The sequence below is a fragment of the Streptomyces sp. NPDC006435 genome (assembly GCF_040612315.1).
GTDB lineage: Bacteria > Actinomycetota > Actinomycetes > Streptomycetales > Streptomycetaceae > Streptomyces.
On the sequence record NZ_JBEXPY010000090.1, the window covers coordinates 1 to 13,463 of the forward strand.

A 13,463-nucleotide genomic window follows, 5' to 3' on the forward strand; every position below is an offset into this window, starting at 1 on the left:
TGCTTCGGTCTCGGCCCCGCCGCCGCCCGGCGGGGGGGGGGCGCGGCCGTCGGGCGCGCCCCCGCGCCGCGCCCCCCGCTTCGGCGAGCGCCCGACCGCGGCCGGGCGGTGCGCGACCGCCGGACAGCCGGCGCCCCGCGACCGGTAACGGACGGGCGGGCGGGCGTCCGACGACCGGTGATCGGTGACGGAGCCGGGTGACGAGCGACACGCGGCAACGGCCCCGGCCCGCCGCCCGGCGAACCGCCCGGTGTGCCGCACGCCTCACCGTCGCACCATGACCGACCTCACAACAGCCGCTCCCCGGCGGCCACATGCGGCGCCCGGGACACGTTCCGGGCGCCTGAGCGTGCCTGTGACGACCACGCAGCGTGAGATCGACGGCCCCGAATTCCCCGCAGCCGAGTGATGTGCGTCACCCTCTCCACGACTGCCGACGTGCGTCTCCTAATGTGGGCCTGAGTGACTTCCTTCGACTCCTCCCCCACGCTCACCGCCTGGCGCGCGCTGCTCGCCGTCGCGGTCGTATTCGTGATGCTGGCGACCACCGGCTGGACCGCCGTACGTCATCAACGCTCCGACGAGCCGCGCGAGATCGCGCTCGCCTCCTGGGCGCGGGGCACGGTGGCGGGTCGCGCGCTGCCGGGCGTCGACACCCCGTCGTACCGGCTGGCCCACTTCTTCGCCTCGCTCACGGCCGCGCAACGCACCGGACTGGCCGACAGGTACCCCCTGGTCGTGGGAAACCTGAACGGCGCCCCGGTCACTCTGCGCTACCGGGCCAACCGGCTGGCGCTGGTGCAGGCGCGGAAGGTCGAGCAGCGGCGCACGCACGACGTGCGGCTCTCCCCCGAGGGGCGCGCGGAGGCGTTCCGCCGGGCGCACCGCTTCGCCTCGATGCTCTCCCGGGGCCGGCACTTCCTCGCCTTCGACCCGTCCGGAAGGGGCCGTGCCGCCGAGGTGTTCGGCGATCTCGACCGGGCCGAACGGGTCTCCGTGATCGTCCCCGGCGTCGACACCGGCCTGCTCACGCTGGAGCGGTCCGCGCCGAAGACGAACGCCGCGCCGGTCGGCATGGCGAAGTCGTTGTACGCGGCCGAGCGCGCCGCGCGGCCCGGCGTCCGTACCGCCGTGATCGCCTGGGCCGACTACACCACGCCCGCCGGCATCGGTGTGGACGCGGCCCTGGGCAACCTCGCCGCGCGCGGGGCGGTGCGGTTGAACGCGCTGATGGACGCCCTGCCCGGCAGCGCCCCGGTCTCGCTGTTCTGCCACAGCTACGGCTCGGTGGTCTGCGGGGTCGCCGCGCGCGAACTGCCCCCCAGGGTCGGCGACATAGCGGTCGCGGGCAGCCCCGGCATGCGGGTGGAGAACGCCCGTGAGCTGCGCACCGGCGCCCGGGTGTGGGCGATGCGGGACCGCGGCGACTGGATCGAGGACGTGCCGAACCTGCGGCTCGGCATCCTGGGACACGGCGCCGACCCGGTCGACCCCGGCTTCGGCTCGCGCGTCGTCTCGGCGGGCGACGCGATCGGGCACAGCGGCTATTTCGAGCCGGGGACCGAGAGCCTCGGCAACTTCGCCGCGATCGGTGTGGGGGCCTACGAATCGGTGAGCTGTGCGGAGTCCGACGACGGCTGCCGGGAACGAATCGCCGGATCCCAGGACATCTGACGGTCGCGGTGTACCGCAACCGTCCTGCACATCATGGTCTGCTCCGAAAGGGGACGAGTGAGCAAGTGCCGCATACGATGAGGCGCATGGGTGATGTGCTGGCCGGAATTCAGGCCACCTGGGAGTTCGACACCGACTCCGTGCTCATCCGCTTCGAACGGGGGATCCGCACGCCGAAGCTCTTCCAGAGCCTGCGTGAGCGTCGTGTTCCGCACGCGGCGCTGTCATCGGTGACGCTGACCCCCGGCAAGCGGGGCACGGTGGTCCTGCACGCCGTGCCGAGACCCGGTGCCGATCCGCTGATGGAGGCTGCCGCCGGGCAGCTGAAGGACAGCTGCGATCCGTACCGGCTGGTGCTCCCCGCCGAGCGCGAGACGCCGGCGGAGTACTACGCGGACGCGCTGCGCGCCGTGCTCGGCGCGGACGCGGCGGAGCCCGCCGAACGGTTCCTGGTCGCGGCCCCCGAGGCGCCGATGCAGTTCAAGGCGTACGACGGACGGGCCGGCTTCGACGGGCAGCGGGTCTCCTTCCGCTGGTTCTGGACGGGTGCCTCCACGGCGAAGTGGAAGGCCGGCGACCAGACGTTCGGGGTGACGGAGCTGAGCGGTGTCGAGTGGCGCTCGCCGGAGGGGCTGGAGGGCTATCTGCGCCTGGTCCGGAGGGGTTCGGAGTGCCTGACGCCGGATGGCTGCGCCGGTACCGGCATGGGCATGGAAGCGGGCGGGGCCGGTACGGGGCCGGGCACGGACGGCACGGGGCCGGGGCTGCGGAGCCCGCAGTCGCTGTCGCCCCGCCCCACGCGGGCGGACCAGGACCCGGCCGCGGTGGTGTTCGGCCTCGGCTACGGCCCGGTGCACGAGTCGCTGCCGTTCGCCGCGGCCGTGCTGGAATCCGTGCGCAGAAACCATTCGGCCGCCGCCCCGGCCACCGTCCTGGCAGGCGCGGGACGGCGCGACCCCTCGGACATCGCGGACCGCATCCGGCACCTCGGGGAGCTGCACCGGGCCGGTCTGGTGACGGACGACGAGTTCAGCGCCAAGAAGGCCCAGCTGCTCGCCGAGCTGTAGGACACCGGGGACTTCCGGGGACGGGGCGCCACGGGCCCCGGCCCCGGAGCGCCACGGGCCTCCCGCCGCCGGGTCCTCGCGGTCCTTCCGGTCCGCCCCGCCGGTAGTACCCCCGTACGAGAGACCCGGCGGTGAACCGGAACCCGGGTATGACGCCATCGGGTCGGTCCGCTGCCTAGGCTGCTGCGGCCATGACCACATCCCCTTCCCGCACCCCGGCCGAGGCGCCGCCGCGTCCGCAGCCCGCAGCCGACGGCCTGGTGAGCGCCGCCCGCCGCAATCTGCGCGAGATCGCCCACGGCCTGCGCCACCCCTCCCATCCCCCGGTCCCACCGCTCGCGAACGCGTCCAAGCGGTGGCGGAGGCTGCTGCCGTACGTGGTGGTCGTCGCCCTCACGGCGCTCTTCCTCCCGGTCACGCTCAACATGCTGACCAACGAGTACGGGGTGGACGAAGCGGCGGCGGGCCTGCTGGCCGTCGCCCAGGCGGCGCCGCTGCTGATGCTGGCGCACCGCCCGTTGCAGGCGTGGTGGATCATCCTCCCCGCCGATGTCGTGGGGGCGCTGGTGCTGCTCGGGTACCCGGACCCGTTGCAGGGCATCTGGCCGTGGCCCCCGCCCACGCTGATCTCCTACCTCTTCGTGATGCTGGCGGTGGCCCTGCGCGAGACCCGGCGGACCGTGATCTCCGTCTGGGCGCTGACCGCCGTGGCGAGCCTGGTCCTGCACCTGGCCGCCACGGACCGCAGCAACGGCACCTCGGCGCTGCTCCCGGTGATCGGCGCGCTGCTCATGGTGGTCGGCGCGGTGATTCGGGAGCGGGGCGACGCCCAGCGCCGGCTCGCCGAGCAGGAGACCATCAGCGAGGCCGAGCGGGCGCAGCGCACACTGTTGGAGGAGCGCGCCCGGATCGCCCGCGAGCTGCACGACGTGGTCGCGCACCACATGTCCGTGATCACGGTCCAGGCCGATTCCGCGCCCTACCGGATCAGCGGGCTGCCCGAGGAGGCGCGCGAGGAGTTCGAGGCGATCGCAGCGAGCGCGCGGGAGTCGCTCACGGAGATGCGGCGGCTGCTGACGGTGCTGCGCAACGACGGCACGGAGGGCGAGCGGGCGCCGCAGCCGGGGCTCGACCGGCTCCAGCAACTGGTGGAGGCGACGGTACGGGCCGGGCTGCCGGCCGAGCTGTCGGTGCCCGCCCGGCTCCCGGACGTACCGCAGGCGGTGGACGTGTCGGCGTACCGGATCGTGCAGGAGGCGCTGGCCAACGTGGTGCGGCACGCACCCGGTGCGCTGACCCGGGTGTCGGTCGCGTCCGACGGCGCGCATCTGACCGTCCTGGTGGTCAACGACCGTGCGGTGCGGCCCGTTTCGCCGCTGGAGACGACCGGGACGGGGCACGGTCTGGTCGGCATGCGGGAACGCGTACGGTTGACGGGCGGCACGCTGGACACCGGACCGCTGCCCGACGGCGGCTTCCGGGTGGCCGCGCGGCTGCCCCTGACCCCTGTGACGTCCAAGGCCCCGGAGGACTCTTGACCATCCGCGTGATCATCGTCGACGACCAGGCCATGGTGCGGGCGGGGTTCGCGGCACTGCTCTCGGCACAGAGCGACATCGACGTGGTCGGTGAGGCGCCGGACGGGCGCCAGGGCGTCGACATCAGCCGGGCCACCCTGCCGGACGTGGTCCTGATGGACGTGCGGATGCCCGAGATGGACGGCCTGGCGGCGGCCCGCGAGCTGCTGAACCCGCCGACGGGAGCGGTGCACCGGCCGAAGGTGCTGATGCTGACCACGTTCGACGTGGACGACTACGTGTACGAGGCGCTGCGCGCCGGGGCGTCCGGCTTCCTGCTGAAGGACGCGCCGCCCGCGGACCTGATCTCGGCGGTGCGGGTGGTCGCGGCGGGCGAGGCGCTGCTCGCCCCGTCCGTGACCCGCCGTCTGATCGCGGACTTCGCCCGGCAGGGGCCCACCGGCGTCACCCGGAGCGGGCACGCGCTGCGGCTGAACGGGCTGACCCCGCGCGAGACGGAGGTGCTGGAGCTGATCGCGCGGGGCCTGTCCAACCAGGAGATCGCGGGGAAGCTGGTGCTGGCCGAGCAGACCGTGAAGACCCACATCGGACGGGTGCTGGCCAAGCTGGACCTGCGGGACCGGGCGCAGGCGGTGATCTTCGCGTACGAGTCCGGAGTGGTGGTGCCGGGCGAGGCATAGGGCCTTTCGTCCGGATCGTTCCGTTCCGGCCCCGGTGGGGCGCGGCCCCGGACGCCCCCCGTTCCGTCTCGGTCCCGTGCCCTGCGGACCGGTCTCGTAACACCCAGGTAGCACTTCGGACCTGGCTCTCCGGTGTGACGCCTTCGACCCCGCCGACCTCCTAGTTTTCTCTCTGTCACGCCAGTTCGGTGTGCGGGAGTCCGGGTCTGCCGGAGGGGGAGAACGGGATGCGCCGCTACGCGAGGACCCTGATAACGATCGCGCTGGCGATCACCACGGTGACGGGTACGGCCGGCTGGGCGTCCGGGAACACTCAGCAGGCCGTGACCGGGCCGCCGCCGGGTACCGCCGCCTGGCGCGCGGACCGGGTGCTGGACCGCCGGCTGCCCGACCCGGAGCGGGCCACCCCGGCCGAAGTGAGCCGTTTCTTCCGGAAGTTGACCGCGGATCAGCAGCAGACCCTGGTGACGCGGCATCCGCTCGTCGTGGGCAATCTGGACGGGGTTCCGGTGCGACTGCGCTACCGGGCCAACGCCCTTTCCCTGCGCGCCGATCACGATCCCCGGTACGCGCGGCTCGCCGCGCCGGGCCGGCAGATCCTGGCCTTCGACCCGCGCGGCCGCGGCCAGGTCGCCGAGGTGTTCGGGGACCTGGACACCGCGCGTCACGTCGCGGTCGTGGTGCCGGGCTCGGACATCGACGCCGGGACCTTCGACCGTACGAACGACGTGTACGGCACCCCGGCCGGCATGGCGAAGTCGCTGCGCGCCCGGACCGGTCCCGGCAGCGCCGTCGTCGCCTGGGCCGGGTACACCACCCCGGTGGGCCTCGGGATCGACGCCGCGACGGGCTCGCTCGCCGAGGCGGGGGCCGAGCGGCTGACCCGGTTCACGGACGGCCTCGCGGCCGACGGGGTGCCCGAGCCCGCCGTGTTCTGCCACAGCTACGGCTCCGTCGTGTGCGGGCTCGCCGCCTCCCGGCTGCACGCCAGGGACCTGGTCGTGCTCGGCTCGCCCGGGATGCGCGCGGACGACGTCGCCGATCTGCACACCGGCGCCCGGGTCTGGGCCGCGAAGGACGCCACGGACTGGATCGACGACGTGCCGAACGTCGAGGTGGCGGGGCTCGGTCACGGCCCCGACCCGGCCGCCCCGGAGTTCGGCGCGCGCCGCGTCCCGGCCGACGACGCCCGCGGGCACACCGGCTACTTCGCCCCGGGCACGGACTCGCTCCGCGTCTTCGCCGCGATCACCGAGGAGAAGGCGCGGTGAGCCCCGGGCGGCCCGCCGCCCGCACCCACCGGGCACCGGCGGTACGGACGGCGGACGGCTCGGACGGCAGCGCGCCCGGCCCCGGTCCCCCGGTCACTCGCGCGCGGCGGCCGTCGAGCTCATGTCCGGGTAGCGGGCACCGGCCACCTGTCCCGCGATCGGCTCCAGCAGCGCCAGCTCCTCGTCCGTCAGCACGAGCCGGGTCGCCGCCACGTTCTCCAGCAGCCGGCTGCTCCTGCGGGTGCCCGGGATCGGCACCACGGCCAGGCCGTGCACCCGGGCCCGCTGCTGCACCCAGGCGAGCGCCACCTGCGCGGCCGACGCGCCGTGCGCCGCCGCGATCTCGTGGACGGGCTCCAGCAGGGCGGTGTTCCGCTGCGCGTTGTCGCCGTTGAAGCGCGGCTGGGACGTACGGAAGTCCCCGGCCGACAGCTCCTTGGCCGCGTCCATGAACGCCCCGGTGAGGAAGCCCCGGCCGAGCGGTGAGTACGGCACGAAGGTCACCCCGAGCTCGGCCGCGGCGGACGCGGCGCTGGTCTCGGGGTCCCGGCTGAAGAGCGACCACTCGGACTGGATCGCGGCGATCGGGTGCACGGCGTGCGCCTCGCGCAGCTCCGCCCCGGTGACCTCGCTCAGCCCGAGCTGCTTGACCTTGCCCTGCCGCACCAGCTCGGCCATCGCCCCGACGGACTCGGCCAACGGGACGGCCGGATTGCGGCGGTGCATGTAGTAGAGGTCGATGACGTCGGTGTCCAGCCGGCGCAGGCTGTCCTCGACGGCCCGGCGGATGTACGCGGGGTCGTTGTGCACGCCCTGATACTGCGGGTCGTCGTCCTTGTACTCGATGGCGAACTTCGTGGCGAGGGTGATCTCGTCCCGGTGCGCCTTGACGAACGGGGCGAGGAAGGTCTCGTTGGCGCCGTTGCCGTAGACGTCGGCGGTGTCGAAAAGGGTGACACCCGCCACCAGCGCCGTCTCCAGCGTCTCGCGGGCGGCCCGTTCGTCCGTGGCACCATAGGCATCGCTCATGCCCATGCAGCCGAGCCCTTGCACGCCGACCTGCGGGCCGCCCCTGCCGAGCTCCACCGTGGTGATCTTGTCGTCAGTCATCAGACGCAAGGCCTTTCCGGCGCCCTCCGGGCGCTCGCATAGAAGTCGATCTTGTGGTCGAGCACGGCGAGGGTGTCCTGGAGCTCCGCGATCCGCGTCCGCACGTCGCGGCGGGTCGCCTCCAGCAGCTCCTGCCGTTGCTCGAAGGTGTGCTCCCCCTCGCGCAGCAGTTCCGCGTACCGGACCATGTCGGCGACCGGCATCCCGGTCAGCCGCAGCTTGCCGACGAAGGTCAGCCAGTCCAGATCCCGGTTGGTGAAGCGGCGCTGGCCGGTGTGGGACCGGTCGACGTGCGGCATCAGCCCGATCCGCTCGTACCAGCGCAGGGTGTGCGCGGTGAGCCCGGTGAAGGCGGCGACCTCGCTGATGGTGTAGCGGTCCTGGCCGTCGGGGCGCGGGTGCGCCCTGGGGGCCGATGCGCATGCGTCCGTCCTCGTGGAAGTGCTCTCCATCACCGTCATGCCCTCCACGCTAGAACCTTGGAGTGCACTCGAAGCAAGCGAGAAAGGCAACCGGCCGACCCGGTCCGCCCCCGTCCGCCCGAAGGTTGCCCGCTTCCGCCCGTTACGCTCGTACGCATGCAGAGCCTGGCGATGATCGACAACTGGCCCGTCCCCACCGCGGCGGCTGCCGTCGTACGAGCGGACGGCACCGTCGTCGGTACGCACGGTCCGACCGCGCACCGCTTCCCGCTCGCCTCCGTCACCAAGCCGATCGCGGCCTACGCGGCGCTCGTGGCGTACGAGGAGGGGGCCATCGAGCTGGACGAGCCGGCCGGGCCCGAGGGGTCCACCGTGCGGCATCTGCTCGCGCACACCAGCGGGCTCGCCTTCGACGAGCACCGGACGACGGCCGCGCCGGGCACCCGGCGGCTCTACTCCAACGCGGGCTTCGAGGTGCTCGGCGACCACATCGCCAAGGCCACCGACATCCCGTTCCCGGAGTACGTGCGCCAGGCCGTGCTGGAACCGCTCGGGATGACGGCGACCACGATGGACGGCTCGCCCGCCCGGGACGGCGTCTCGACCGTCGACGACCTCGTGCGGTTCGCGGCGGAGGTGCAGACCCCGCAGCTGCTCGACCCGCGTACGGTGCTGGCCGCGCAGACCGTCGTGCACCCCGGCCTGAAGGGCGTACTGCCCGGCTATGGGCACCAGAACCCCAACGACTGGGGGCTCGGCTTCGAGATCCGGGACTCCAAGTCGCCGCACTGGACCGGCGGTTCGTCGTCGCCCTCGGCCTTCGGGCACTTCGGCCAGTCCGGCACCTTCCTGTGGATCGACCCGGTCGCGGGCGCGGCCTGCGTCGCGCTGACCGACCGGGCCTTCGGCCCGTGGGCGGTGGAGGCGTGGCCGCCGTTCACGGACGCGGTGCTCGCGGAGCTGGGCTCCGCCCGCTGACGTCGGCGGACGCCGTCGGCGTGACGGGGCGGCCCCACGGCGCCTCCGGCCCGTGGAGCGATTGCGTGACTCCCTGCACCGGTGCGCAGCGGTCCGGTTGCTCTCGGCGGCATCATCTTCTGCACCGGCGCTCCCTGACCGGCCGCACCCGCTCCGTACGGCGAAGGGGGCCCGGGGCGACCGCCGTCGCCCCGAACCCCCTTCCGTTTCCCCCGTCCCGCGCGAACCGTCCCTCATGGACCGTTCGCGCGGGCCGTGCTATGCCGAGTAGCCCCTCGACGCGATCCAGTCCGCGAGCCGCTTCGTCGTCATCGTGTAGCGGTGGGTCTTGGAGGAACTGATCGCGATGTCCTCGATGACCGCGTGGTCGCCATTCTTCGCGTAGCCGACCACGGTGAGGTAGTGGCCCTGGTTGTAGGAGTGCTTCCGGTCCGCCGTGTCGGTCGCCGTGCCGTAGACGTTGGCCACGATGGCGCGGCCGTTGTTGACGTCGAACCTGATGTCCTTCTTCAGCAGCGCGACCTGGGCCTTGGTGGCCGTGTTGCCGCCGATCCACTTGTTCTCGTACCAGGAGCCGGGCAGACGCTTGTTGAGGACCTTGGTGACCAGACCGATGTTGTCGGTCTGCTTGCCGTTCTCCTCGACCTTCAGGTCCTTCGCCAGGGTCTTCTGGCCGACCGTCGTGCTCCGCTGGGTCAGTGCGAGGCGGGTGGCGGCCGGACCGCAGTAGTAGTACGTCGACTGCTGCTGGAACTTGTACGTCGACAGCTTCTTGCTGACCGGGTACTCGCCGGGCGGCGGCGGGAGGGCCGCCGAGGCGGTGCCGGCCGGGACGAGGACGCCCGCCGTGGCGAGCGCGGTGATCGTGAGTGCGGCGAACCGTGCGCCGCGGCGCGAGGCGGCCGTGCGCTTCCCGCCGGTGGTGATGGTGTTCATGGACAGGTCTTCCTTCCCCCGAGCCGCGCCGTCGTCGTCAACGGCGGTGCGGCATGTGCGTGTTGTTCCCTTCGTGCGTCGGAAGGCTCTGTTTCGTCCCCTCGTCGCCCCCCGGCTGCCGTATCAGCATCGGGGCACCGGGCACTCGATGGCGACGGCGTTCGGGCAGAACCGAACTCCGCCGGTCAGGCGGCATCCAGCTGTTCCGTGACGCCGTGCAGCAGGGCTTCGCCGAGCGGGGTGAGGCTGTGGATGACACAGCCGCCCACCCGGTTGCCGTGGACGAGCCCGGCCTCCCGCAGCGCGCGGACGTGCTCGCTCGCCGAGGCCGTCGAGATGTGCAGCACCCGCGCCAGTTCGCCGGTGGTCGCCGAGCCCTGGAGGGCCGTCAGCACCCGGGCGCGGGTCCGGCCGATGAGTCCGCCGAGCGGTTTGAGCCGCCGGTCCGCGCCGAGCGGCGCCTCGTCCGGCCCCTCCGTGCGCGCGATCGGATAGACGAGCACCTGCGGCAGCTCCGGATCGGCGAGCGCGACCGGGCCGCCGTGGCAGAAGAAGGACGGGATCAGGCACAGTCCCCGGCCTTCGAGACGGATGTCCCGGTCCTCCGGGTAGCGCACGTACAGCGTCGGCGCCCGCCAGTCCAGCGCCGGACGCAACGAGTCCAGCAGCCCGGCGACGCCCCCGTCGCGCAGGGCACGGGCCCGGACCATCCGGTCGGCCTCCACCGTCGCAGCGGCCCGCGTCCAGTCGGGGCGGATGACGGCCTCGTACACGCACCGGACCGCGTCGGCCAGCTCGTCCAGATGGCCCCGTTCGCCCGCGGCGAGACCGGCGAACCAGCGGGGCAGCCGGCGGACGTTCGCCGTCAGCGCCAGCTCCCGGCCCAGCCGGTCCGGCGGGGTGGCCCGCAACGCCTCCAGGCCGGCCTCAAGACCGTGGCAGCCCTCGGGCGGGGTCAGGAAGTCCGGGAAGTAGCTCGCCGGCGGTGCCGCCGCGCCCACCAGCCGGGCCGGGCCCTCGACGCCCTTGCGCCGCAGTTCCGTACGGGCCCGGCGGCGCCATTCCCCGAAGGACCTCGGACTGTTCCGGGACATCAGTTGTATCCCGAGGACCGTCTCCCAGAGCGGGTCCGGACCCGGTGCGACCCAGACCTTCGCCAGGTCCGCATCCGTGAAGTGCAGCCTTAACATGTTGCCCCCCGATGTTCCGTGCGATCACACGGGGAACGTCACCAAGTGGCCCTCCGCTCCCCGTGGTTGAGGATCTTCGGGCCGCCTCCCGTGGTTCCCGGGACAGGCGTGGAAGCTCTCACCGGCAGGTCGGACGCGTGCTCCGCATCGCCTCCGGCTCCCAGGGCCACCGGACCCGTTTCCCGCCCGGCCCCGCCACCTGCGGCCCTTTCCTCCGGAAAACCCGGAATCCCCACAAAAGTCCACCCTTCACAATATTATGTAGCTCCTCTTCACCCGCCCGCCGAATCGGACATGGAACACCGGGCATAATTTCCTCGGATGCCACGGCCGACATGATCCCGACTTTCCCTTCGACCGACATTTTTGCGCCACCGCCGACCGAAATCACGGCGACACACGAACCGCAGAGAGAAGGGCGCATGACACAGTCACAGAGGCTGCGGAACAAAACGGCGCTCGTCACGGGTGCCAGCAGAGGGATCGGGCGGGGCATCGCCCTGAGACTGGCCCGGGACGGGGCATTGGTCGTCGTGCATTACGCGACGAACGAGGCCGCGGCCGCGGAAACCGTGGCACTGATCGAAAAGAGCGGCGGCCGGGCCTTCCCCGTACGTGCGCAACTCGGCCGATCCGGGGCGGAGGAATCACTTTTCGCCACCATGGAGGCAGAACTCGAGGAGCGCTGCGGCGACCCGGCGCTGAACATCCTGGTCAACAACGCGGCCCGAACCGGATTCGACGGGGCCGGGCCCGACGAGGTGACCGAGGAAACACTGGACCAGTGCTACCTGGTGAACGCCAGGTCCCCCTTCCTCCTGGCACGACGCGCCCTGGCACGGATGCCCGCGGGCGGCAGGATCATCAACATGTCCTCGGGCATGACCCGTTCCGCCTTCCCTTCGCAGATCGGCTATGCCATGAGCAAGGGCGCCATGGAGCAGATCACACTGCATCTGGCGGCTCATGCCGCTCCCCGCGAAATCACCGTGAACACCGTCGCACCAGGGGTGACGAACAACGGCGACCCCGTGTTCGACGACCCGGAATCGCTGGCGGCCATGTCGAACCTTTCGGCGTTCAAACGTGTCGGCGAACCCTCCGACATCGCCGACGTCGTCGCGTTCATCGCCTCCGACGAGTCGCGCTGGATCACCGGATCATTTATCGACGCCTCCGGAGGCACTCTGCTCGGCACAAAGATTTAACCAAGACTTAACAGGCTGAATGCGCGGGACGTTCCGCCGAGCTCCAGAGGAAATTCTGGATAACTCAACGACATCTCGCGGGCAAGGGCGCCCGCACCATGCCGATTCTCCTCAAGGCATTCTTGAACCGTCAAGGATTCCTTGATCAGAACCCATTCCATGCATGCGTTGGCTATCATTCCTCTCGGTTCGGACGTCCGCGTCGCCCGAGGGGAAATTTCCATGAATGCACGTTGCAGAACAAAACCGCCATGGTCCACGCCTCGTCCGATCAGGGCGCACATCGGACTTGCCGCGCGCTGCCGTCCCGAATCGGGATCCGGTTCGCTTTCGCTCCGCCCGAAATCAGGCCCGTCGCCCGTACGGCCCTGCACCGCGGAGTGGGCTCATTCGTCCGCCACCGAGGGGGACATGGGGGAATTATGCCTCGCGTGACCGTTCTCGTCGCGGGTGAAACCACGCTGCTGCGCGAATCGTTGACCGAACTGCTCCGTGCCCAGCCCGATATGCGCGTTCTCGGACAGGCTGCCGGTGAACACGTGCTCCTGCGCCGTGCGGCGGACCTGAACCCGCACGTGATCCTGTTCGAGCCCTGGGCGACGAAGAGCGCGGCGGTGCGTACGCTCCGCGCGCTGCGCTCCGTGGCTCCCGGGGCAGCCGTCCTCGCGCTCTCCTCACGAAACACGGCGAGCGATCGGCGCGCCCTGGAGGCAGCCGGGCTTCGGGCGTACCTCCCCCGGAACGCGGGCTGGAACGCCCTGCTCGCCGCAGTGCGCGAACTGGCCCCCGCGGAGGTGCAGGACTCCGCCAACCGGCCGGTTCCCGCCCTCTCGCAACGGGAGACCGAGGTGCTGCGCGGTGTGGCGACCGCCATGACCAACCAGCAGATCGGCCGTTCCCTGGGCATCACCACCGGCACCGTCAAGCGCCATCTGTACGCCGCCTTCCGGAAGTTGGATGCGGTTTCCCGCCTGGACGCGGTGGCCAAGGCGTTGGCGGCCGGAGTGCTGGCCATGCCCGCGTCCGGTTACCTCTACGCCAAGGTGGCGATGCCGGACGGGAACAGAGACGAGTGCGAGCAGGAATTGGCACAGCGCATGACTGCGTGAGGAAACCCGGATGTCGCATCGCCGATGCCCCGGACGGTCCCTGTAGGTGTCTGACATACCTTTGGCGTTTCGCGCATTGCACATGCCGGCCTCCGCCGCACATGCTGAAGGTGATATTCCGACGCGGTACTCGGCTCACGCTCCGGGCCTCGACGGGCTGCGGAGTCATGAGGGAAGGACCCATTGTGCGCAAGGTGCTCATCGCCAACCGTGGCGAAATTGCTGTCCGTGTTGCTCGGGCGTGCCGGGATGCCGGGATCGGGAGTGTGGCCGTTTACGC

General features: G+C 71.7%; 13 protein-coding genes. 9 read left to right on the top strand and 4 right to left on the bottom strand.

What is annotated here, in order from left to right:
* Positions 1 to 462 precede the first annotated feature (462 nt).
* From ABZZ04_RS38675 to ABZZ04_RS38695, 5 genes are all read left to right on the top strand, one after another.
* On the top strand, positions 463 to 1,674 hold the full coding sequence (locus ABZZ04_RS38675) for an alpha/beta hydrolase (RefSeq protein WP_356936929.1): 1,212 nt from the start codon (positions 463 to 465) through the stop codon (positions 1,672 to 1,674).
* Positions 1,675 to 1,760: 86 nt separating this feature from the next.
* Positions 1,761 to 2,741, top strand: a complete 981-nt coding sequence (locus tag ABZZ04_RS38680; protein ID WP_356936930.1) for a DUF4429 domain-containing protein — start codon at positions 1,761 to 1,763, stop codon at positions 2,739 to 2,741.
* 191 nt (positions 2,742 to 2,932) lie between these two features.
* The gene (locus ABZZ04_RS38685) at positions 2,933 to 4,279 is read left to right on the top strand and encodes a sensor histidine kinase (protein ID WP_356936931.1); all 1,347 of its coding nucleotides are present in this window, start codon (positions 2,933 to 2,935) and stop codon (positions 4,277 to 4,279) included.
* Positions 4,276 to 4,959 carry a response regulator transcription factor gene (locus tag ABZZ04_RS38690; RefSeq protein ID WP_356936932.1) on the top strand — a complete coding sequence of 228 codons (684 nt, stop codon included), beginning with the start codon at positions 4,276 to 4,278 and terminating at the stop codon, positions 4,957 to 4,959. Before ABZZ04_RS38685 ends, ABZZ04_RS38690 begins: the two co-directional genes overlap by 4 nt.
* 227 nt (positions 4,960 to 5,186) lie before the next feature.
* Positions 5,187 to 6,230, top strand: coding sequence for an alpha/beta hydrolase (locus ABZZ04_RS38695; protein WP_356936933.1), 1,044 nt, complete (start codon positions 5,187 to 5,189; stop codon positions 6,228 to 6,230).
* Between the two features lie 93 nt (positions 6,231 to 6,323).
* Here ABZZ04_RS38695 and ABZZ04_RS38700 read toward each other — a convergent pair whose 3' ends face one another.
* Both ABZZ04_RS38700 and ABZZ04_RS38705 read right to left on the bottom strand, forming a co-directional pair.
* Positions 6,324 to 7,340 carry an aldo/keto reductase gene (locus ABZZ04_RS38700; RefSeq protein WP_356936934.1) on the bottom strand — a complete coding sequence of 339 codons (1,017 nt, stop codon included), beginning with the start codon at positions 7,338 to 7,340 and terminating at the stop codon, positions 6,324 to 6,326.
* Positions 7,340 to 7,801, bottom strand: a complete 462-nt coding sequence (locus tag ABZZ04_RS38705; protein WP_356936935.1) for a MerR family transcriptional regulator — start codon at positions 7,799 to 7,801, stop codon at positions 7,340 to 7,342. The genes ABZZ04_RS38700 and ABZZ04_RS38705 overlap by 1 nt, the downstream gene beginning before the upstream one ends.
* Before the next feature lie 117 nt (positions 7,802 to 7,918).
* Here ABZZ04_RS38705 and ABZZ04_RS38710 point away from each other — a divergent pair, with 117 nt between their 5' ends.
* Entirely contained in the window at positions 7,919 to 8,740 is an 822-nt protein-coding gene (locus ABZZ04_RS38710) for a serine hydrolase domain-containing protein (protein ID WP_356936936.1), read from the top strand.
* A 258-nt stretch (positions 8,741 to 8,998) separates the two neighbouring features.
* On the opposite strand, the gene ABZZ04_RS38715 is transcribed toward ABZZ04_RS38710, so the two are convergent.
* Positions 8,999 to 9,676, bottom strand: a complete 678-nt coding sequence (locus tag ABZZ04_RS38715; RefSeq protein ID WP_356936937.1) for a C39 family peptidase — start codon at positions 9,674 to 9,676, stop codon at positions 8,999 to 9,001.
* 185 nt (positions 9,677 to 9,861) lie between these two features.
* The gene (locus tag ABZZ04_RS38720; protein WP_356936938.1) at positions 9,862 to 10,866 is read right to left on the bottom strand and encodes a winged helix-turn-helix domain-containing protein; all 1,005 of its coding nucleotides are present in this window, start codon (positions 10,864 to 10,866) and stop codon (positions 9,862 to 9,864) included.
* 335 nt (positions 10,867 to 11,201) lie between these two features.
* Between ABZZ04_RS38720 and ABZZ04_RS38725 the strand changes: the two genes are divergently transcribed.
* From ABZZ04_RS38725 to ABZZ04_RS38735, 3 genes are all read left to right on the top strand, one after another.
* Positions 11,202 to 12,074: an SDR family oxidoreductase gene (locus ABZZ04_RS38725; protein WP_356936939.1), complete on the top strand. Its 873-nt coding sequence runs from the start codon at positions 11,202 to 11,204 to the stop codon at positions 12,072 to 12,074.
* Between the two features lie 431 nt (positions 12,075 to 12,505).
* On the top strand, positions 12,506 to 13,183 hold the full coding sequence (locus ABZZ04_RS38730; RefSeq protein ID WP_356936940.1) for a response regulator transcription factor: 678 nt from the start codon (positions 12,506 to 12,508) through the stop codon (positions 13,181 to 13,183).
* 185 nt (positions 13,184 to 13,368) lie between these two features.
* Positions 13,369 to 13,463: biotin carboxylase N-terminal domain-containing protein (locus tag ABZZ04_RS38735; RefSeq protein ID WP_281179312.1), on the top strand; the 95-nt coding region annotated here is incomplete at its 3' end.